This is a genomic window from Sulfitobacter sp., assembly GCF_036960155.1.
Lineage (GTDB): Bacteria > Pseudomonadota > Alphaproteobacteria > Rhodobacterales > Rhodobacteraceae > Sulfitobacter.
In genome coordinates this window covers 109,097-129,788 of the sequence record NZ_JBALWB010000010.1, presented here as the reverse complement: position 1 = coordinate 129,788, position 20,692 = coordinate 109,097, and the positions used below count along the sequence as shown (strand labels likewise).

Sequence of the window (20,692 nt, the reverse complement as noted above, 5' to 3'; positions counted from 1 at the left end):
TTTTTCTGGCTAAGAGCCTAGCGCTTAATTAACCGCATTTGCTATGACCACAACTACCGCAGGTCATGCACCCCTCTACCATACGTAGATCAAACTGCCCGCAGCTTGAACATGCTTTACCACGTGGCTTTTCCATACCGACGACATTGGCTTGCGGGTCAGTTTTTAACCCCATACCTTCGCCTTCGATAAAACCTGTCGCGATTAGATGTTGTTCAATCACACCACCAATTGCTGCAAGAATGGAAGGAATATACTTACCACCCATCCACGCGCCACCGCGCGGATCAAATACCGCTTTCAGCTCTTCAACAACAAACGACACATCCCCGCCGCGACGGAACACAGCCGAAATCATACGTGTCAGAGCCACCGTCCAAGCAAAGTGCTCCATGTTTTTGGAGTTAATGAATACCTCGAACGGTCTGCGATGGCCTCCAACGATCAGATCGTTGACCGTTATATAAAGCGCGTGCTCGCTGTCTGGCCATTTGATCTTGTATGTGGAGCCTTCGAGTTCTTCCGGGCGGTTCAAAGGCTCTGACATGTAGACTACATCGCCATGGGGCGCTTGCGGTTCCTCACCGTCGTGGCTGATCACTTCAGGCGATTTCTTTTTGTCGTCTGATACCGACAAGACGGATCCGGTCACATCATTGGGACGGTATGTGGTACATCCTTTGCAGCCTGTATCCCACGCTTCCATGTAGACCTCCTTGAATGTGTCAAAGGAGATGTCTTCAGGGCAGTTGATCGTTTTGGAGATACTGGAATCAATCCACTTTTGGGCCGCTGCCTGCATTTTAACATGCTCCAGCGGCGCCAGTGTCTGAGCATTTACAAAGTAATCGGGCAGTTCGCGGTCGCCAAATTTTTCGCGCCACATCTGAACAGCATAATCAACCACTTCTTCTTCAGTACGGGTGCCGTCTTTTTGCAGAACCTTCCGAGTGTACGCATAGGCAAACACCGGCTCGATACCCGATGATACGTTGCCAGCGTATAGGCTGATCGTGCCAGTAGGGGCGATTGAGGTCAAAAGAGCGTTGCGAATGCCGTGGACGCGGATTGCTTCACGCACATCATCATCCATTGCACGCATTGTTCCAGAAGCCAGATATTCTTCGGCATCGAACAATGGGAACGCGCCCTTTTCCTTCGCCAAATCCACCGACGCCAGATATGCGGCACGCGCAATCGCGTGCATCCATTGCTCCGTCTGACGCGCCGCCTCGTCCGAGCCATAGCGTTTTCCGAGCATTAGCAGAGCATCCGCCAGCCCAGTAACACCAAGGCCAATCCGGCGTTTGTTCTTGGCTTCCAGCTCCTGTGCTTCCAACGGGAACTGAGACACGTCTACGACATTGTCCATCATGCGAACGGATGTCGCGACCAGCTCATTCAGGGCCTCAATATCCAGCGCGGCCGCTTCTTCGAAGGGTGCGCTAACCAAACGAGCAAGGTTGATCGATCCAAGCAAACATGCGCCATAGGGCGGCAGTGGCTGCTCGCCGCAAGGGTTGGTCGCTGCGATAGTTTCACAATAGCTGAGGTTGTTGGCTTCATTGATCCGGTCAATGAAAATCACACCCGGCTCGGCGAAATCATACGTCGCCTTCATGATCGCGTTCCACAGATCCAGCGCTTGGACGGTTTTGTAAACTTTACCGTCGAACTTCAATTCCCAAGGTCCGTTGGCTTTCACTGCATCCATGAAGGGATCGGTGATGAGAACGGACATGTTGAACATGCGCAAACGCGCCGCGTCCGATTTGGCCGTTATAAACGCTTCAACATCTGGATGGTCGCAGCGAATGGTTGCCATCATCGCCCCACGGCGCGAACCAGCAGACATGATCGTGCGGCACATCGCGTCCCACACATCCATAAACGAAAGTGGACCAGACGCATCCGCAGACACACCCAATACATCCGCACCTTTTGGACGGATCGTCGAGAAATCATACCCGATGCCGCCACCCTGCTGCATGGTCAGTGCGGCCTCTTTGAGCATATCAAAGATACCGCCCATGCTGTCAGGTACAGTGCCCATCACAAAACAGTTAAAGAGGGTGACACGCCGCGCGGTCCCTGCCCCTGCAGTAATGCGGCCCGCTGGCAGATATTTGAAATCTTCCAGTGCTTCAAAGAACGTTTCTTCCCAACCTTCTTTGTCTTGCTCTACCTGTGCCAGATCATGCGCGATGCGACGCCATGTGTCTTCTACGGTAACATCATGGGGCGTGCCGTCAGCGGCTTTGAAACGGTACTTCATATCCCAGATCTGTTCAGCGATTGGGGCAGTAAAGCGGGTCATGGCGATTCCTTGATTCAGAGTGGAGCGGATGCCGACAATAGCCGAAACCACAAAAAACGCCACAGTTGTTTAACGCTTTTTGTTGCTTGCAAAACACTATATTTTGCTTCTATAGCCTCCCCCCCTACCCTATGATGTGGTTCATAGGTGAGTCTGTGGATAATTTGGTGGGTAACTCTGTGAGCAAAAAATTTGTCAATCTCATCAAGCTGTCTGTCGGCACCGAAAGCATCGATCAACTAGCCGAGTGGCAGCAACATCGCATCCAGCAATCGCCTGATGGCCTATCTTTTCACACAACTCGGATGTGGCCAAAACGAGAAGAAGAGATTCTAAATGGTGGCTCGATTTATTGGGTCATAAAGGGTGAAATATCGGCACGCCAGCGTATTGTTCGATTCGACGAACGAATTGGTGAAGATGGCATTCGCCGCTGCTCGATCATGCTAGACGCCGAAATTGTACCCACTGTCACAGCGCTAAAGCGCCCCTTTCAAGGCTGGCGATATCTAACACCCGAAGATGCTCCTGCAGACCTGCCCAAGGGTCGCGCCCAAGAAGATGTACTTCCCATTGAGTTAAGCCGTGCCTTGGCGGAAATCGGCGTATTGTAACGCCGACTACCCTAGACGTTTCAGCAGCTCACCCAGATTTTTGCGTTCAGTAGTGTCCATGTCCGCGACCCGTGATTGCCAAAGGGTTGCCTGACTGCGCAGCATCAACCCATCGCTAAGAATTTTCAAATGGTTCGCCCGCAGCGTTTCACCCGTTGACGTGATGTCCGCGATCGCCTCAGCAGTTTCATTTGCAACGCTGCCCTCTGTCGCGCCCTGGCTGTCCACCAGCGCGTAATCGGCAACGCCTGCCTCGCGCAGGAACTCGCGCACCAATCGGTGGTATTTTGTGGCGATGCGGAGACGATGACCGTGCACGCCGCGAAACGCGGCGGCGGCGGCGTCCAGATCATGCAGAGTGTCCACATCTGTCCACCCTTGAGGCACCGCTAGGATAAGGTCTGCGTGACCAAACCCCAACTCGGTAATCGACTCTACCGATTGGTTCCAGAGCGCTAGTTTTTCGTGCACCAAATCTGTTCCGGTCACACCCAAATGGATACGCCCCGCCGCAAGTTCACGAGGGATTTCACCAGCGGAAAGAAGAACAAGCGCAACGCCCTCTATCCCTTCCACTACACCAGCGTATTCACGCTCTGAACCGGTTCTAGCAAGCTGAATACCGCGCGCACCGAACCAATCAAATGTCTTTTCCATCAACCGCCCTTTGGACGGGACACCCAGTTTTAGCGTCATGGCCTTTTCTCCAGTTCCAGCATCACGCCAGGGCGCATTACACCGCCCACAGCCGGGATTTCCCGACCGCCGCCCAACCGACGCGTCAACGCGTCATAGCGGCCGCCCGTCGCAAGCGGTGGCAAATCGGGACGCTCAACAGATCGAAATCCAAACACAAACCCGTCATAGTATTCCATTGACGTTCGCCCATAGCTTGCCTCGAACATCAAAGCATCCACGTCAACTCCGCGCGATTTTAGCGCATCTTTGCGGGCGACAACCCGTGCCACGGCAGGAATAATGACAGGCAAATCTACCGACAGATCATGCAACCGTTCGATTGCATCTGGAAACGGTGCCGAAACATCCAACACTGCTTCGATCAAATCGACGTCTTTTTTGGATATCGGCGGCGTTTGCGCATCATCTTTCAACAATTGGATACGTGCATCAATCTCGTGCTGTCGACGCGCTCCAACCAAAGGCGCCTCAACGGAAACGTCCCCCTCCAGCAGGGCTTTTCGCGCGGCAGGAACTGGCGTGACGCCTGAGTAACGATCCAGCAACGCGCGAAAACGCCGCGGCCGCCAGATGTGGCGCATCAACGCGCTCTTGCGCATGACACTGGTATCCAGGCCATTCACCACGGCCATCAGCACGCCAATATCACCCGTCACTGCGCGCGTGGCATAACCGCTCAATGCCTCTGCAATCAGTGCAAATACTTCGGCATCGCTTGCCGCTGGATCAGCACGTTCAAAAACCTCATACCCAACCTGCACATATTCATTAGCGCGGGATGGGTCGTGCTCTTGGCGTCGAAAAACTTCGCCAGCGTAAGTATAGCGCGCTGGTTCGGCACCGACCGACATGTGCATCTGCACCACGGGCACTGTAAAATCTGGGCGCAGCATCTGTTCGCCACGCAACGCATCTGATGTCACATAGGCACGCGCACGAATGTCTTCACCGTAAAGGTCCAGTAGCGTATCAGCAGGCTGCAAAATAGGCGGCTCAACCGCTTGCGCTCCCTGTGCCTCAAAGCTAGCGCGCAATTGCGCTGCTTTGGCATTAGTCTCGGCTCGTGTTGACATCAGCTATAAAGCTCCAAAATTTCGCGTACTTTGCTCACAAGGTCACTGCGTGGGACTTCGTACTGGCTGGGACGGTCACGCCATTCTTCCAGCGTTGCGCCTTCGGCCATCTTTGCCCCTAGCACCAAATCCTTGATTTGGATCACACCGTTTTCATGCTCTTCGCCGCCCTCAATCACGGCGATCGGGCTGCCCCGTTTATCCGCATACTTGAGTTGATTGCCAAAATTCTTGGGATTGCCCAGATAGACCTCAGCGCGAATACCTGCTTGGCGCAGTTCTGCCACCATCGCTTGGTAATCGGCCATACGGGCTTTATCCATCACGGTCACAACAACAGGGCCTTGTGCTGCCGTATCCAGCCCGCCCTTGGCATGTAACGCCGCAAGTAAACGATCAACGCCAATCGAAACTCCCGTTGCGGGCACTTCCTGGCCAGTGAACCGCTTGACCAGATCGTCATAGCGCCCACCACCTGCAACAGATCCAAAGTTGCGCGCCCGCCCCTTTTCGTCTTTGATTTCAAACGTCAGTTCGGCCTCGTAAACGGGGCCAGTGTAATATCCAAGGCCCCGCACAACGGAAGGGTCGATTTCGATCCGGTCAGGGCCATAACCACCTGCGGCCAACAGCTCAGCAATGGTTTCCAACTCATCCACACCTTCAATGCCAATGGCACTGTCGCCCACCAAATCACGCAGGCGCGCACATGTCGCAACTCCGTCATCGCGCTTTGCCTGCATGAATCCCATGACTACATCAGCCTGAGCATCCCCAAGGCCAGCACCATCCGTGAAATCGCCACTGTCATCTTTGCGCCCCGCCCCAAGCAACGCACGCACGCCGTCAGTGCCCAGACGATCCAGTTTGTCGATCGCGCGAAGGACAATGCCACGCTCGGTCTCTTTGTCGTCACCAGACAGGCCAGCGACTTCCAGCACGCCATTGAGAACTTTTCGGTTGTTCACACGCACAACGTAATCACCGCGCGCAATGCCAACTTCCTCAAGACAATCAGACAGCATCGCGCAAATTTCGGCATCTGCCGCAACTGACCCTGCGCCAACCGTATCCGCATCACATTGGTAAAACTGGCGATACCGCCCCGGCCCCGGCTTTTCATTGCGCCAAACCGGACCCATCGCATAACGACGATATGGAGTGGGCAAATCATTGCGGTGCTGCGCGTAAACCCGCGCCAAAGGGGCTGTCAAATCATAGCGAAGCGCTAACCAATCACCCGGCTTTTCTGCTTCAGCGTCTTCTTGCCAAGCAAACACACCCTCGTTCGGGCGATCCACATCGGGCAAGAACTTACCAAGCGCCTCAACCTTTTCAACGGCGGCAGATTCTAACCCGTCAAAGCCGTAGCGATGATAAACCCCTGCAATCTTAGCCAGCATTTCTGCGCGCTGAGTTACCTCCGCGCCGAAATAATCACGAAATCCCCGTGGCGTTTCCGCCTTCGGGCGTGGGGTTTTTTTAGGCTTGGCCATGACATACCTCTACAAGGATAAAATCTCGCCTCGCCTCTACCGGATGCAGGCACTCGGGGCAAGCAACAGCCACATCAACAAATCTCTGCGAGCACCTCTGCGCCGATCCAAAAAATCGCATCGCGGGCCCTTGGGGCCACGTCCGCGCGGTCAAACCCATTGCGCAATGATAAAATCGGGCCTAGTTGGGCATTATGGAACACCTAGAAGAACAAATGGCCCATCTGTTGCGCGCCGTTGACGATCTTTCAGATATCGTCGCTCGCCAACAAGATGAAATAGACCACCTGAACCGCCGCGTCGAAATGTTGATGCGCCGCGAAGGTGAACGCGATGCGTCAGGAAGCGGCGGAATTGTCGTTGGGGACGAACGTCCACCCCACTACTGATCTCAGTTGGTTTTTTTGATTGCTGCAGCAAGTACTGCGCCATCGTGTACTAAAAATTCTTTCCATTCGCCGTTGAATTCATGGAACTCATACGCGCTGACAAACGCTGTGCGGCTATCCAGCTTTCCAATATTGTGGCCACAGGGCTCCTTTTTGCGTGCACGGCAAACCGAAGACTTCACTTTGTCATAGGCCGTATCGGTCGCAGCATAAGGTAGGTACTTTCCTGCAGGGCTATAGCGGATTTGTTCGTAAAAAGACGGTTTACCAAACAGCGCGTTGGCTGCTGTAAACTGCCGCGGGCAATTGTCGTCAAAGCCGGTCACATAGAACGTACGCTTATTGCGAACATCAGGGTTGCTATCATAAAGGGTGAAACCGCGGCGGCCCGATCCATCAACTTTTTTTCCCAACGACTTACCGCGCGCTTCGCACGAACGTGCGATTTCCCCAAAGGCCAATACGGCTCCGTATGGAACATCACGAACATCAGGTCCGGTGCGTTTCGGGTTCTTTTTTGCACCGCCACCAAACAAGCCTAACCCACTACGCCCTTGCTTCAATTCTTCTTGAGGCGCCTTTGGCTCCACAGGAAGGGATGCTAAATCAGCTGATGCTGCAGGCTCAACTGGTGTGGTTTCAATGATCACTGGCTTTGATTGGGCGCTGGCAACGTCAGCAGCAACTGCCGCGGCGGCATCCGTTGTTGCGACTCGTTTGATCAACCCCCTAAAAAATCCGCCACTCTCAGTCTTATCTTGCTCCTTTGCCTCCGGCACATTTGCTACTTCTTCGGGCACAACACCATCAGCAGCTGATGTTCCCAGAAAGCCATCGCGCGCAATCTCTTCGGCATCAGGCAATGCGGCGGCGGCGTCTTCTTGGGCAACGTCCACTTCGGACAGACGGCCCACGCCAGCCAAAGGATCACTGCACGCGGCCAGCGTTAGGGAAACAGCGATTACGGATAAATGGCGCAAAATGATACTCCCAAGAATTCAACGCATCTTTAACGAAGCTGATCTGCCCCGTCCACCTCAGCACAAGCGACATCGCCCTGTTGATACAGGTTGTTAGATTTCTTCTACTTCGATTACACCAGTCAATGAGCGGATCGCACCTTTGATCTTTGGGGTCACGGGGAATCCCCCCCCCAAGTCAACGTCGACCTCTCCTGGCAAGGCAGGATCCATCAAACATAAATGCACTGGGCCCTTCCCCGCCGCCTTAGCCGCCTGACGCGCACCTTCAAGCACTTCGGAAACCGCAGCAATCGCACTGGGCGTTTCGATAAAGATGCGTAGCCCCATGCCACCTACATCCGCTACGGCCATTTCAATGGGTGCAACACTGCGTCCCAACAGCTTTAGCTGGTCACTTTCCATTGTGGCCTCGACGGTCACAACAACCTTCGATCCGGTTTCAAGATAATCGCGGCACGCCTCTAACGTATCAGAAAACAGCGTAACCTCATATGCGCCAGCCGGATCAGACATCTGCGCAAAGGCAAACCGGTTGCCACGCGCGGATTTACGCTCTTGGCGACCCGCAACAACACCTGCAAGGCGTGCATTCATTGCGCCGCGATTTGATACCTTTTCCGTCAGCTCATCAAGCGTCAGGAATGGCACACCACGGTCATTACCCCACTTGCGCTTAAGTGGCCCCATGTAGTCGTCCAACGGGTGACCAGACAGGTAAAACCCAACGGCCTTAAACTCTTCGGTCAAACGCTCTGGCGCTTCCCAGTCATCGCAGGTCTGCATGCGCGGTTCGGGCAGATCGTCACCTGCTTCGCCAAACAAAGACACCTGATTAGATGCTTTTTGTTCGTGGATTGCCGCCGAATAGGCCACCAAGCCATCGAGCGCGCCAAACACACGACGGCGGTTGGCATCCAGAACATCAAACGCGCCAGAACGGGCCAACATTTCCAAAGGCCGCTTACCAACGCGTTTCAGATCAACGCGACGCGCCAGATCAAACAGGGTCGCAAATGGCTTGTCTTCGCGCCCTTCGGTGATCAGCTTCATCGCCTCAACGCCAACATTCTTGAGCGCGCCCAGCGCATAAACCAGCGCACCATCTACCACCGTAAACGTCGCATCCGAGCGGTTCACACAGGGCGGCACCCATTCCAGCTCCAGTCGCTTGCGGACTTCCTCAAAATACACCGCCAGTTTGTCGGTCAGGTGAATATCGCAGTTCATCACGCCCGCCATAAACTCAACCGGATGGTTCGCTTTTAGCCATGCCGTCTGATAGCTGACCACCGCATAGGCCGCCGCGTGGGATTTGTTAAAGCCGTAGTTGGCGAATTTCTCCAGAAGGTCAAAAACCTCCTTGGCCTTTTTCTTATCGACGCCGTTGGCCATTGCGCCTTTTTCGAATTTAGGCCGCTCTTTCGCCATTTCCTCGGCGATCTTTTTACCCATCGCACGGCGCAAAAGGTCAGCGCCCCCAAGGGAGTAGCCGCCCATGACCTGAGCGATCTGCATAACCTGTTCTTGGTAAACAATAATTCCTTGAGTTTCCTCAAGAATGTGGTCAATCGAAGGGTGAACAGATTCACGTTCTTTTAGACCATTCTTAACTTCACAATAGGTTGGAATGTTCTCCATCGGGCCAGGACGGTAGAGCGCAACAAGCGCAACGATGTCCTCAATGCAGTTGGGTTTCATGCGCTTTAGCGCATCCATCATCCCCGAGCTTTCAACCTGAAACACAGCAACGGTTTTGGCGGCGGCGTATAACTTGTATGAGGCCTCATCGTCCAACGGGATCGTTGAGATGTCATCCAACAGACCTTCAGGCGGATCAAATAGCTCAGTTCCATCAGCGGCAACGTGCAGGTGACGACCAGATGCTTTGATCTGATCCACCGCGTTTTGAATTACGGTCAAGGTTTTCAGGCCCAAAAAGTCAAATTTGACCAGACCCGCTTGTTCAACCCATTTCATGTTGAACTGGGTAGCAGGCATGTCAGAACGTGGATCTTGGTACAGCGGGACCAGCTCGTCCAGCGGACGATCCCCGATCACAACACCCGCCGCGTGGGTTGATGCATTCCGCAGCAACCCTTCAACTTGTTGGCCGTAATCCAGCAGCCGCGCGACGATTTCCTCATTGCGCGCTTCTTCACGCAACCTCGGCTCATCCGCGAGGGCTTTCTCGATCGAGACGGGCTTCACACCCTCGACTGGGATCATCTTGGACAAACGGTCTACCTGCCCATATGGCATCTGCAAAACACGTCCGATGTCGCGCACCGCAGCTTTCGACAGCAAGCCACCAAAGGTGATAATCTGCCCTACCTTGTCGCGCCCATATTTTTTCTGAACATAGCGAATTACCTCTTCACGGCGGTCCATGCAAAAGTCGATATCAAAGTCAGGCATAGAAACACGTTCGGGGTTCAAAAACCGTTCAAACAGAAGGGAATAGCGCAGCGGATCGAGATCGGTAATCAGCAACGCATAGGCCACAAGTGACCCCGCACCAGAACCACGGCCAGGTCCCACAGGGATGCCCTGATCTTTGGCCCATTTGATAAAGTCAGCAACAATCAAAAAGTAACCGGGGAAACCCATGCCCTCAATGATACCCAGCTCAAATTCAAGCCGCGCCTCATACTCGGATACGTCCGTTGCGTGCGGGATAATGGCAAGACGCGCTTTTAGCCCCTCTTCGGCCTGACGGCGCAGCTCTGCAACCTCGTCATCGGCAAACTTGGGCAGGATCGGATCACGGCGGTAAGTTTGAAAGGCACAGCGCTTTGCAATCTCGACAGTATTCTCGATGGCTTCTGGCAGGTCGGCAAACAGCGTGACCATCTCTGCCTGCGTTTTGAAATAGTGTTGTGGTGTCAGGCGGCGACGGCCATCCTGCTGGTCAACATACGCGCCTTCCGAAATACAGATCAGCGCATCGTGCGCTTCGTACATTTTTGTATCTGGGAAATAGGCGTCGTTGGTCGCGACCAACGGGATACCCATCGCATAGGCCATCTCGACAAAACCGCGCTCGGTTGCGCGTTCCGATTCGAGCGCGCCATTTTCTGTGGGGTGGCGTTGCAGTTCAACATACAGCCGATCGCCAAACGTCGTATGCAATGCTTGCATCAAGGCCTCGGCCGCCGGGCGCTGGCCATTTTGTAGCAGCATCCCCACAGGCCCTTGTGGCCCGCCGCTCAGACAAATCACGTCTTCGCTGTTTTTTGCCAGCTCCTCCAAAGTGACCTGCGGCAGTGCCCCGTCGTTGTCCAGATACAGACAAGAGTTGAGCTTCATCAGGTGTTCATACCCGCGCTCGGTTTGGGCCAACAACACAACAGGTGCAGGCGCGCGGGGCCGCTCCCCTGGTTGGGCTTTGACGTATTCTAGATCAACCTGACAGCCGACAATCGGCTGAATACCTGCCCCTGACATCGCGACTGAAAACTCCAACGCGGCAAACATGTTGTTTGTATCCGTCAGCGCCATTGCGGGCATATTCGCTTTGGCACACATGGCTGGTATTTTCTTCAGCCTCAGCGCGCCCTCCAACAAAGAGTACTCGGAATGCGTGCGCAGGTGAATGAATCGGGGGGAATTGTTCATGAAGGGAGCTTAATCGTTATCGCAAAAAGCCTCTACAGAGAAAACAACATATCTCAAATCCTCTGGCCGTTGAGCGTCATCCCACTCGTCCTTGCTGACAAATAGTTCACGCCTTCAGTCCCAACCAAAATTCTCGCAGGTGAGCTACTAACTGCAATTCAAATTCACCCAAACATACAAAACCCTTGCCAAATCCCAGCCCAACACCGTAGCCTTGCCTGCAACTGTGTTCTACGCCGCATCGAACACAACGCTCTTAGATTTTTGGTACCGCGGCGGGGTTATCCCCATGTACGTCTCTTTTACGCTGAACGGCGCATCTGTCACTTTGACGGACCCTTCTCCCACGACAACACTACTTGACTGGCTTCGTGAAGAGCGCGGTCTGGCTGGCACCAAAGAAGGATGTAATGAGGGCGACTGCGGTGCCTGCACTGTAATGGTGACAGACAACAGCGGCGTGCGCCCTCTAAATGCCTGCATCCTATTTTTACCACAGCTTTCCGGCAAACACGTTACAACGGTTGAGGGCCTTAGCGCCCCTGACGGGACCCTACATCCCGTCCAAGAAGCCATGATCACTCATCACGGCAGCCAATGCGGTTTCTGCACTCCGGGTTTTGTGATGAGCATGGCAACTGCCCATATGACTGGCGACACCGACCACGACACATCCTTGGCTGGCAATCTGTGTCGCTGCACGGGGTATGCTCCGATCATTCGCGCCGCGCGCGCTGCGGAGGGCACAGACGTGCCGCCGCATTTGCCCCGCCCGATGCAGTCACAGGCAAAGGAAACACCTAGTGCTGCACAACCCGCCACAACTGCATTCTTTCAACCTAAAACTGCCGATCAATTAGCAGCACATTATCTCGCACACCCGGATGCAACCCTTGTTGCTGGTGCGACTGACGTCGGGTTATGGGTCACCAAACAGTTCCGCGCACTGGAGCAGGTCATTTTCCTATCTGAATGCGATGATCTGCGCGCCATTAACCATTCGCCCGACGGCTGGCACATCGGTGCAACTGCAACCATTGCAGAGATTGAGCGCGCCCTAGCCCCCCATTTTCCCAGCCTTGGCAACATGTTGCGCCGCTATGGATCAGCGCAAGTCCGGGCTGCGGCGACATTGGGAGGCAACATCGCAAACGGCTCTCCGATTGGGGATGGCAGCCCTGCGATGATCGCGTTGGGGGCAGATGTGCACCTCAGACGAGGAGATATGCGGCGCCAAATGCCACTTGAAGAATTCTTTGTCGCTTATGGAAAGCAAGACCGCCTTACTGGCGAATTTGTTGAGGCTATTTCTATTCCTGCGCAAACTGACAGCTTACATTGCAACAAGCTCTCTAAGCGGTTCGATCAAGATATCTCGGCAGTGTGCGGGTGTTTGAACCTGCCTAATGACGGCACTACATTTGGTGCTGTTAGGCTCGCCTTTGGTGGCATGGCTGGCACGCCTGCGCGCGCTAAAGGTGCTGAAACAGCAATGACAGGTCAGCCCGTCACGCTAACCACAATAGAAGCTGCGATGAATGCCTTGGGCAAAGACTTCTCTCCCTTATCTGACATGCGGGCCTCAGCCGGCTATCGCATGCAAAGCGCGCAGAACATGCTGTTGAGGGCCTATCACACGATATCGGGCACACAGACCGATTTGCAGGAGGTTCACGCATGAGCGTTGCATCCTCTCTCCCGCACGACGCCGCCCGTCTGCATGTCACTGGCGCTGCGCGCTACGTTGACGACATCCCTACACCAGCAGATACGCTGCACATCGCTTTTGGCCTTAGCACCCATGCGCGGGGCACGATCACTGCTCTGGACCTTAGTGAAGTCACAAATGCGATGGGCGTGGTTTCGGTTATTACCGCCGATGATCTGCCATTTGCGAATGACGTATCACCGTCAAATCACGACGAACCCCTACTGGCCGACGGCAGCGTACATTACGTGGGCCAACCGTTGTTTATGGTGGTGGCCACCAGCCACCGCGCTGCGCGGGATGCGGCGCGCAAGGGCCGTATCGATATCTCCCCTGAGGCCCCGATCCTGACAATTGATCAGGCCATGGAAGCGAATAGCCGTTTTGAAGAAGGGCCGCGTGTTTACGCCAAAGGTGATGCGCTTGCTGCTTTGGCCGCCTGCATCCATCGCATTAAGGGTCAGTTCGAAATCGGCGGACAAGAACATTTCTATCTTGAGGGTCAAGCCGCGCTTGCCCTGCCGGGTGAAGATGGCGACATGCTTGTCCACAGCTCGACCCAGCACCCGACCGAGATACAACACAAAGTAGCCGAAGCCATTGGCCTGCCGATGCATAGCGTTCGTGTTGAAATACGCCGCATGGGCGGTGGGTTTGGCGGTAAAGAAAGCCAGGGCAATGCGCTGGCCGTTGCCTGCGCTGTAGCTGCTCGTGCAACAGGGCATCCCTGCAAAATGCGCTATGACCGCGATGATGATATGATCGTCACTGGCAAGCGTCATGATTTTCGGATCGCCTATGATGTCGGCTTTGATGCGGATGGCAAGCTGACAGCGGTCGACTTTACCCATTACGCGCGGTGCGGTTGGGCGATGGACCTCAGCCTGCCCGTAGCGGACCGCGCGATGTTGCACGCGGACAACGCCTACAACCTTGATGATGTCCGCATTACCTCTCACAGATTAAAAACCAACACACAAAGCGCTACAGCGTTTCGCGGGTTTGGTGGGCCGCAAGGCGTCGTCGGGATTGAACGGGTGATGGACCACATCGCCGAGCATCTGGGCCTTGATCCGCTAGAGGTTCGGCGCGCCAACTTCTATCGCGATGGGGACACGGGGCAAACCACTCCCTACCACCAACCAGTGGTGGACTGCATCATCAACGGATTGGTCGAGCGACTGGCCGCAAGCAGTGATTATGCCAATCGCCGCGCAGCCATTGCTGAATGGAACGCGCAGCAACCAATCTTGAAACGTGGTATCGCCCTGACGCCCGTTAAGTTCGGGATTTCCTTTACCCTGACCCACCTCAATCAGGCTGGCGCTTTGGTGCATGTCTATCAGGATGGTTCAATCCACCTGAACCACGGTGGCACCGAAATGGGACAGGGACTATTTCAGAAAGTCGCCCAAGTTGCTGCATCCGAATTTGGTGTGCCGCTAAAGCAAATCAAGATCACTGCGACCGATACTGCAAAAGTGCCTAACACATCTGCAACCGCAGCAAGTTCCGGCACTGATCTAAACGGAATGGCTGTTTTGAACGCCTGCCAAACCATACGCAATCGTATGTTAGAGCATTTGGCAGAGCTGTTTGACTGCGCGCTAGAAGACATCAAATTCAAAGATGGTAAGGTTTTTGCAGGCAATCAAACTATCAGTTTTGCCCAAGCGGCTCAACGCACCTATGAAGCGCGGATCAGTCTGTCGGCCACTGGGTTCTATAAAACCCCCGAGATTAAATGGGACCGGATCAAAGGCGAAGGCCAGCCGTTCTTTTACTTTGCCTACGGAGCCGCAGTTACCGAAGTTGTGGTTGATACGCTTACCGGCGAGAACCGCATCTTGCGCGCTGATGTCCTGCATGACGCGGGCCAATCCCTGAATCCGGCGCTGGATATCGGCCAGATTGAAGGCGGATATGTTCAGGGCGCGGGTTGGCTCACCACCGAAGAACTGGTGTGGGATGACAAAGGCACGCTCAAGACCCACGCACCAGCGACCTACAAAATTCCCGCCTGTTCGGATCGGCCAGATGTATTCAATGTAGCTCTTTGGGATCAACCCAATCCTGCACAAACAGTTTACCGCTCAAAAGCCGTGGGTGAGCCACCATTTATGCTGGGCATATCTGCATGGTCGGCACTAGCTGATGCAGTGGCAGCTTGCGGCCCTTCCTACGGCGATCTGCAAACTCCTGCCACGGCCGAAGCCGTACTCGATGCAATTGGGCGGACCAGCGATGCGTGAGGCACCAAATGAAATCTGGGTGAAGATCACAAAAACACGTGGTTCGGCCCCTCGCGATGCGGGCACGGCAATGATGGTCACACCTACAGGAATAAAAGGCACCATCGGCGGGGGCGCGCTAGAATACAGTGCCATCGCAACTGCGCGCCAAATCCTTCGTGACAATGGCGAAGAACGCTCGGAAACCATCCCACTGGGCCCAAACTTGGGTCAATGTTGCGGTGGGGCGGTGACACTCCTTTATACGTTTGAAAAATGCCCAACGGATATGCACTACTTCGATATGTCTGATATCAAGAACGCCCCACCCTACCCTACATTCCTTTGGGTCTGGGGCGCAGGGCACGTTGGCCGTGCAGTGATCAATGCATCCTACCCGCAAGCGTTCAAAATAAATTGGGTCGATAGCACAGCGGACCGTTTTCCTGTGAACATTCCCAAGCACGTTCAAAAGACACCCGCAGCAGACATGCCGCTGCTTGCATCTCGCGCACCAACTTATGCACATCATCTTATATTCACTTATTCCCACGACATTGACCTGGCTCTTTGCGCGACCTTATTGCGGCGCGGCGCGGCCAGTATTGGGGTGATAGGATCAGACACAAAATGGACACGTTTTTCCAAGCGATTGCGCGACATGGGTCTTGATCCCGGCGCCATCACTTGCCCCATCGGCGATAAAAGCCTTGGCAAAACGCCTCACGAAATAGCACATGGCACTGTGCAAACATTGCTCAACGCAACTAACACCAAGGTTCCCGCATGACCCAGCCCCTGCTCTCATTGTCTTCGTTGACCAAAGCCTATCCCGGCGTTGTTGCCAACGATGATGTCTCCCTAGAGATCGCTCCGGGTGAGGTGCATGCCCTTTTGGGGGAAAATGGTGCAGGCAAATCGACCTTGGTTAAGATGATCTATGGCCTTGTGAAACCTGACAGCGGCCAGATGAAAATCCACGGCCAAAGCTATACTCCGTCTGAGCCACGCGCCGCGCGTGCGGCGGGCGTGGGCATGGTGTTCCAACATTTCTCGCTGTTTGACGCGCTCAGCGTGGCCGAAAACATCGCCCTTGGTATGGAGAACGCACCAAAGCTCAACGCGCTTTCCGCGCAGATCAGTGCCGTATCGGAAACCTACGGGCTGCCCCTTTCGCCTGATCGAATTGTCGGCGATCTATCTGCAGGTGAACGCCAGCGCGTAGAAATCATCCGCTGCCTGCTGCAAGAACCCAAACTGCTGATCATGGATGAACCGACATCCGTTTTGACACCGCAAGAAGTTGAAATCCTGTTCAAAACCCTGCGCAAGCTAAGTGCCGAGGGGACGGCGATCCTGTATATATCTCACAAGCTGGAAGAAATTCGCACATTATGTGACAGCGCGACGATCTTGCGATTGGGCAAGGTTGTGGGCGACTGCATCCCGCGCGAAACAACAGCGCGCGACATGGCCGAAATGATGGTTGGCAAGCTGTTGCACACACCAACACGCGCAGGGCAATCTGCGGGTGAGGTAGTCCTGACCCTCAAGACCCTCAAAGCCCCTGCGCCCAATACGTTTGGTATGTCCCTCAAAGATATTTCGCTGGAACTGCGCGCTGGCGAGGTTCTGGGCATCGGCGGAGTCGCGGGCAACGGACAAGATGAGCTGATGTCAGTGCTTTCTGGCGAACGGAAAGTTGCAAAAGGCATGGTGACCTTCAAAGGTGAAGACATTGGCGCGCTTGGCCCCACAGCACGCCGCCAGCGTGGCGTTCTTACCGCCCCAGAAGAGCGGATGGGTCACGCCGCAGCACCCGATATGTCGCTCACCGAGAATGCGATGCTAACAGGTGCGGTGCGCGAAGGGTTGGACAAGGGCGGCTTTTTGAACTGGCCTGCCGCCACACGGTTCGCCGAAAGCATAATCGAGCGCTTTGATGTGCGCACGTCAGGGCCAAGAGCGGCTGCGCGTTCGCTTTCTGGCGGGAATTTGCAGAAATTTGTGATTGGCCGCGAAGTCATGCAGCGCCCCGAGGTTTTTGTCGTGAACCAACCCACTTGGGGTGTGGATGCATCTGCCGCCGCAGCGATCCGTCAGGCCCTACTTGACCTCGCACAGAATGGAGCGGCCCTTATTGTGATCAGCCAGGATTTGGATGAATTAATGGAAATTTCCGATCGTTTTGCCGCGTTGAATGAAGGGCGGTTATCTCCGCCGCGCCCAGCAAAAGGGATCACGGTGGATGAGATTGGCCTGATGATGGGCGGCGCACACGGTATGGAGGTGGCGCATGTTTAAGCTATTAAGGCTGTCACCCCGCAGTATCATTTCGCCGGAGACACACACATGATCGCCTTGGTAAAACGCCCCGAGCCTAGCCGCGCGTTTTCGCTGGCCGCACCTGTGCTGGCCGTCTTGGCAACGATGTTCTTTGGCGGATTACTCTTCGCCCTTTTGGGAAAAGACCCGTTAGAGGCCATCAAAACTATTTTCTGGGAACCTCTGTTTGGTGAGTTCGCGTTTTTCTATCGCCCGCAGCTGTTGATCAAAGGTGCGCCATTGGTGCTGATTGCGATCGGCCTTAGCCTTGGCTTCAAGGCGGGCATCTGGAACATCGGCGCCGAAGGGCAATACATTATGGGCGCATTGTTTGGTGCAGGCGTGGGATTGGCGTTCTACCCAACGGAAAGCGTGTTCATCTTTCCGTTGATGGTGCTTGCGGGCGCTTTTGGCGGATGGATTTGGGCCATGATCCCTGCTGTTCTCAAGGTGAAATTTGGCACCAACGAAATTCTTGTCTCACTGATGCTGGTGTATGTAGCTGAACAATTTCTGGCCTCTATGTCGCTGGGCATGATGAAAAACCCGGAAGGGTTCGGTTTTCCCGGCTCGCGCAACCTGCAACAATATAGCAGCGCACATAATGCCGATCTGATCGCAGGGTCGGGAATGCACTGGGGTGTCGTTGCTGCGCTGATTGCAGTGATCTTTGCCTATGTTTTGCTGGCGCGCCACCGCCTTGGTTTTGCCATCCGTGTCACAGGGGATGCGCCACGCGCCGCTGCATTCTCTGGCGTAAACCCTTCACGGCTGATCCTGTTTTGTCTGGGCATGTCGGGTCTGCTGGCGGGCCTTGCTGGCATGTTCGAAGTGACTGGCCCTGCGGGTCAGGTCACAATCGACTTTAACGTGGGTTACGGTTTCACCGCAATTATCGTTGCCTTCTTGGGGCGCTTGCATCCGGTTGGCATTTTGCTAGCAGGCGCGCTGATGGCGTTGACCTACATCGGCGGTGATATCGCGCAGTCAAAACTTGGCCTGCCCGCTGCCGCCATTCAGGTCTTCCAAGGGATGTTATTGTTCTTCCTTCTCGCCTTTGACCTTTTCACAAATTATCGGCTGCGCATCGGCCAAACAGAGGTGGCATGATGGATCTTTCATCAATCAACCCAATCCTTTTTGTCGCTGGCTTCTTTGTTGCCGCGACCCCACTCATCTTTGCTGCAATTGGCGAATTGGTGGTCGAAAAAACAGGTGTGCTGAACCTTGGTGTCGAGGGCATGATGATCATGGGCGCGATCTGTGGCTTTGCCACAGCGGTTGAGACTGGCTCTCCCCTGCTGGGGTTTGTAGCTGCGGCTGTCGGTGGTGCGGTACTCAGCCTGCTGTTTGCATTCCTCACCCAAGTTATGTTGGCCAATCAGGTCGCATCCGGGCTTGCGCTCACCCTGTTTGGGTTAGGATTTTCCGCCCTGCTTGGCCAAAGTTATGTTGGCGTTAAACCACCTCGCCTTGGCGATATAAGCTTTGGCCCCTTGGCCGATATTCCTGTGATCGGCCCTGTTGTCTTGAGCCATGACATCATTGTCTATCTTGGGCTGGCCTTGGTTGTTGCGGTTTGGGCCGTTATGAAATTCACCCGTGTGGGTCTGGTTTTACGCGCCGTTGGCGAAAATCACGATGCCGCACATGCGCTGGGATATAAGGTTGTCCGCATCCGCACGCTTGCCATCATGTTTGGCGGTGCCTGCGCGGGCGTTGGCGGAGCATACATCAGCTTGATCCGTGTGCCCCAATGGACCGAAGGCATGACAGCCGGAGTCGGCTGGATCGCACTCGCGCTGGTGGTATTTGCCAGCTGGAAACCATTTCGCGTGCTGCTAGGAGCTTATCTTTTTGGCGGTTTGGTTCAATTGCAGCTGAATCTACAAGGCGCAGGCGTTGCCATTCCGGTCGAATATCTGGCAATGTCGCCCTACGTTATCACCATCGTGGTTCTGGTTTTTCTGTCGCGCTCAAAAAGCGCCGCACCGGGATCACTTGGACGCATATTCCACGCCTCGTCCTGAGGCAAAAACCGCCAACGAGCGGAAAAGACCAACTGGGGAGAACTATAAGATGAATTTCACCAAACTGCTGACCGGCGCTGCGCTGGCCGTAGGCCTTGCCACAGGTGCATACGCCGAAGATAAAACGAAAGTCGGCTTTGTATTTGTTGGCCCCGTCGGCGACGGCGGCTGGACCTATGAGCACAACAAAGGCCGCTTGGCCATTGAAGAAGAATTTGGCGACAAAGTCGAAACTGTCTTTGTTGAGAGCGTGGCCGAGGGCCCCGACTCTGAGCGTGTTATGACGCAGATGGCGCTCGACGGTGCTGATCTGATCTTTACCACGTCCTTTGGCTATATGGACCCAACGATCAACGTTGCGGGCAAATTCCCGAATGTGAAATTTGAGCACGCAACGGGCTACAAACGTGCGGACAACGTGAGCACCTATTCAGCGCGCTTTTACGAAGGCCGCGCAATTCAGGGCCACATCGCAGGCAAGATGACCAAATCCAACATCGTGGGTTACATTGGTTCTTACCCGATCCCCGAAGTTATCCGTGGCATCAACTCTGCGTTCATCCACGCGCGCAAAGTAAACCCAGACGTACAGTTCAAAATCGTTTGGGCCTACACATGGTTTGATCCCGCAAAAGAAGCAGACGCAGCCAAGGTCCTAATCGAGCAAGGCGCTGACGTTGTTCTGCAGCACACAGACTCCACAGCACCACAAGCGGCTGCACAAGAAGCTGGCAATGTTGTAACCTTTGGTCAGGCATCTGACATGGGCCAGTATGCACCATTCCCACGTGTTTCATCCATCATTGATGACTGGGCACCATATTACGTTGCACGCACCAAGGCCGTCATGGACGGCACATGGGCATCCACAGATACATGGGACGGCATTGGCGCAGGCATGGTTGGCATCGGCGAGATTTCCGACGCAGTCCCAGCAGACGTGAAAGCCGAAGCATTGGCACTGAAAGCTTCACTGGCGGACGGTTCTTACCACGCGTTCACTGGCCCGCTGAACAAGCAGGACGGCACAGCATTCCTAGCGGACGGCGAAACAGCGGATGACGGTACATTGGCTGGCATGAACTTCTACGTTGAAGGCATTGAAGGCGAAATTCCGCAGTAAGCGAAATCTCATTAATAGCTGAAAAGGCTCCGCTTTTTGCGGGGCCTTTTTTTTGTTGTGAGTTATTCAAACTGAACACCAATTGACTG

At 54.6% G+C, this 20,692-nt stretch carries 15 protein-coding genes; 9 read left to right on the top strand and 6 right to left on the bottom strand.

Annotated elements, in window-relative coordinates:
• Positions 1-28 precede the first annotated feature (28 nt).
• Positions 29-2,317, bottom strand: a complete 2,289-nt coding sequence (locus V7775_RS18830; RefSeq protein WP_335753468.1) for an adenosylcobalamin-dependent ribonucleoside-diphosphate reductase — start codon at positions 2,315-2,317, stop codon at positions 29-31.
• Between the two features lie 134 nt (positions 2,318-2,451).
• On the opposite strand from V7775_RS18830, the gene V7775_RS18825 reads away from it, so the two are divergent.
• Positions 2,452-2,931 carry a DUF1489 family protein gene (locus V7775_RS18825; RefSeq protein WP_335753478.1) on the top strand — a complete coding sequence of 160 codons (480 nt, stop codon included), beginning with the start codon at positions 2,452-2,454 and terminating at the stop codon, positions 2,929-2,931.
• 6 nt (positions 2,932-2,937) lie between these two features.
• On the opposite strand, the gene hisG is transcribed toward V7775_RS18825, so the two are convergent.
• From hisG to hisS, 3 genes are read right to left on the bottom strand one after another with little or no spacing between them, the layout of a single operon-like run.
• Positions 2,938-3,627, bottom strand: coding sequence for an ATP phosphoribosyltransferase (gene hisG, locus V7775_RS18820; RefSeq protein WP_335753467.1), 690 nt, complete (start codon positions 3,625-3,627; stop codon positions 2,938-2,940).
• Positions 3,624-4,703, bottom strand: a complete 1,080-nt coding sequence (locus V7775_RS18815) for an ATP phosphoribosyltransferase regulatory subunit (protein WP_335753466.1) — start codon at positions 4,701-4,703, stop codon at positions 3,624-3,626. Before V7775_RS18815 ends, hisG begins: the two co-directional genes overlap by 4 nt.
• Positions 4,703-6,199 (bottom strand): histidine--tRNA ligase, encoded by a 1,497-nt coding sequence (gene hisS, locus V7775_RS18810; RefSeq protein ID WP_335753465.1) that lies wholly within the window; start codon positions 6,197-6,199, stop codon positions 4,703-4,705. The genes V7775_RS18815 and hisS overlap by 1 nt, the downstream gene beginning before the upstream one ends.
• A gap of 194 nt (positions 6,200-6,393) precedes the next feature.
• Between hisS and V7775_RS18805 the strand changes: the two genes are divergently transcribed.
• On the top strand, positions 6,394-6,588 hold the full coding sequence (locus tag V7775_RS18805; RefSeq protein WP_335753464.1) for a SlyX family protein: 195 nt from the start codon (positions 6,394-6,396) through the stop codon (positions 6,586-6,588).
• Positions 6,589-6,590: 2 nt separating this feature from the next.
• Here V7775_RS18805 and V7775_RS18800 read toward each other — a convergent pair whose 3' ends face one another.
• Both V7775_RS18800 and dnaE read right to left on the bottom strand, forming a co-directional pair.
• On the bottom strand, positions 6,591-7,568 hold the full coding sequence (locus tag V7775_RS18800) for a hypothetical protein (RefSeq protein WP_335753463.1): 978 nt from the start codon (positions 7,566-7,568) through the stop codon (positions 6,591-6,593).
• A 93-nt stretch (positions 7,569-7,661) separates the two neighbouring features.
• Positions 7,662-11,186: a DNA polymerase III subunit alpha gene (dnaE, locus tag V7775_RS18795; protein WP_335753462.1), complete on the bottom strand. Its 3,525-nt coding sequence runs from the start codon at positions 11,184-11,186 to the stop codon at positions 7,662-7,664.
• Positions 11,187-11,475: 289 nt separating this feature from the next.
• Between dnaE and xdhA the strand changes: the two genes are divergently transcribed.
• From xdhA to V7775_RS18760, 7 genes are read left to right on the top strand one after another with little or no spacing between them, the layout of a single operon-like run.
• Positions 11,476-12,867 (top strand): xanthine dehydrogenase small subunit, encoded by a 1,392-nt coding sequence (xdhA, locus tag V7775_RS18790; RefSeq protein ID WP_335753461.1) that lies wholly within the window; start codon positions 11,476-11,478, stop codon positions 12,865-12,867.
• Positions 12,864-15,146 (top strand): xanthine dehydrogenase molybdopterin binding subunit, encoded by a 2,283-nt coding sequence (gene xdhB, locus V7775_RS18785; RefSeq protein ID WP_335753460.1) that lies wholly within the window; start codon positions 12,864-12,866, stop codon positions 15,144-15,146. The genes xdhA and xdhB overlap by 4 nt, the downstream gene beginning before the upstream one ends.
• Complete coding sequence (gene xdhC, locus V7775_RS18780; protein ID WP_335753459.1) at positions 15,139-15,915, top strand: xanthine dehydrogenase accessory protein XdhC; 777 nt, start codon at positions 15,139-15,141, stop codon at positions 15,913-15,915. The genes xdhB and xdhC overlap by 8 nt, the downstream gene beginning before the upstream one ends.
• Positions 15,912-17,429, top strand: coding sequence for an ABC transporter ATP-binding protein (locus V7775_RS18775; protein WP_335753458.1), 1,518 nt, complete (start codon positions 15,912-15,914; stop codon positions 17,427-17,429). Before xdhC ends, V7775_RS18775 begins: the two co-directional genes overlap by 4 nt.
• Positions 17,430-17,477: 48 nt before the next feature.
• A complete protein-coding gene (locus V7775_RS18770) occupies positions 17,478-18,560 on the top strand; it encodes an ABC transporter permease (RefSeq protein ID WP_335753457.1) in 1,083 nt (360 codons plus the stop codon).
• Entirely contained in the window at positions 18,560-19,480 is a 921-nt protein-coding gene (locus tag V7775_RS18765) for an ABC transporter permease (protein ID WP_335753477.1), read from the top strand. Before V7775_RS18770 ends, V7775_RS18765 begins: the two co-directional genes overlap by 1 nt.
• Before the next feature lie 49 nt (positions 19,481-19,529).
• A complete protein-coding gene (locus V7775_RS18760; protein ID WP_335753456.1) occupies positions 19,530-20,603 on the top strand; it encodes a BMP family ABC transporter substrate-binding protein in 1,074 nt (357 codons plus the stop codon).
• Positions 20,604-20,692: the final 89 nt, after the last annotated feature.

Bases quoted from the DNA above. Each gene is read 5' to 3' on its own strand.
- hisG (WP_335753467.1), bottom strand. From the start codon at position 3,627: ATGACGCTAAAACTGGGTGTCCCGTCCAAAGGGCGGTTGATGGAAAAG.
- dnaE (WP_335753462.1), bottom strand. From the start codon at position 11,186: ATGAACAATTCCCCCCGATTCATTCACCTGCGCACGCATTCCGAGTAC.
- V7775_RS18805 (WP_335753464.1), top strand. From the start codon at position 6,394: ATGGAACACCTAGAAGAACAAATGGCCCATCTGTTGCGCGCCGTTGAC.
- xdhA (WP_335753461.1), top strand. From the start codon at position 11,476: ATGTACGTCTCTTTTACGCTGAACGGCGCATCTGTCACTTTGACGGAC.
- V7775_RS18765 (WP_335753477.1), top strand. From the start codon at position 18,560: ATGGATCTTTCATCAATCAACCCAATCCTTTTTGTCGCTGGCTTCTTT.
- V7775_RS18815 (WP_335753466.1), bottom strand. From the start codon at position 4,703: ATGTCAACACGAGCCGAGACTAATGCCAAAGCAGCGCAATTGCGCGCT.
- V7775_RS18760 (WP_335753456.1), top strand. From the start codon at position 19,530: ATGAATTTCACCAAACTGCTGACCGGCGCTGCGCTGGCCGTAGGCCTT.
- V7775_RS18825 (WP_335753478.1), top strand. From the start codon at position 2,452: ATGTGGTTCATAGGTGAGTCTGTGGATAATTTGGTGGGTAACTCTGTG.
- V7775_RS18830 (WP_335753468.1), bottom strand. From the start codon at position 2,317: ATGACCCGCTTTACTGCCCCAATCGCTGAACAGATCTGGGATATGAAG.
- hisS (WP_335753465.1), bottom strand. From the start codon at position 6,199: ATGGCCAAGCCTAAAAAAACCCCACGCCCGAAGGCGGAAACGCCACGG.
- V7775_RS18770 (WP_335753457.1), top strand. From the start codon at position 17,478: ATGATCGCCTTGGTAAAACGCCCCGAGCCTAGCCGCGCGTTTTCGCTG.
- xdhB (WP_335753460.1), top strand. From the start codon at position 12,864: ATGAGCGTTGCATCCTCTCTCCCGCACGACGCCGCCCGTCTGCATGTC.
- V7775_RS18775 (WP_335753458.1), top strand. From the start codon at position 15,912: ATGACCCAGCCCCTGCTCTCATTGTCTTCGTTGACCAAAGCCTATCCC.
- xdhC (WP_335753459.1), top strand. From the start codon at position 15,139: ATGCGTGAGGCACCAAATGAAATCTGGGTGAAGATCACAAAAACACGT.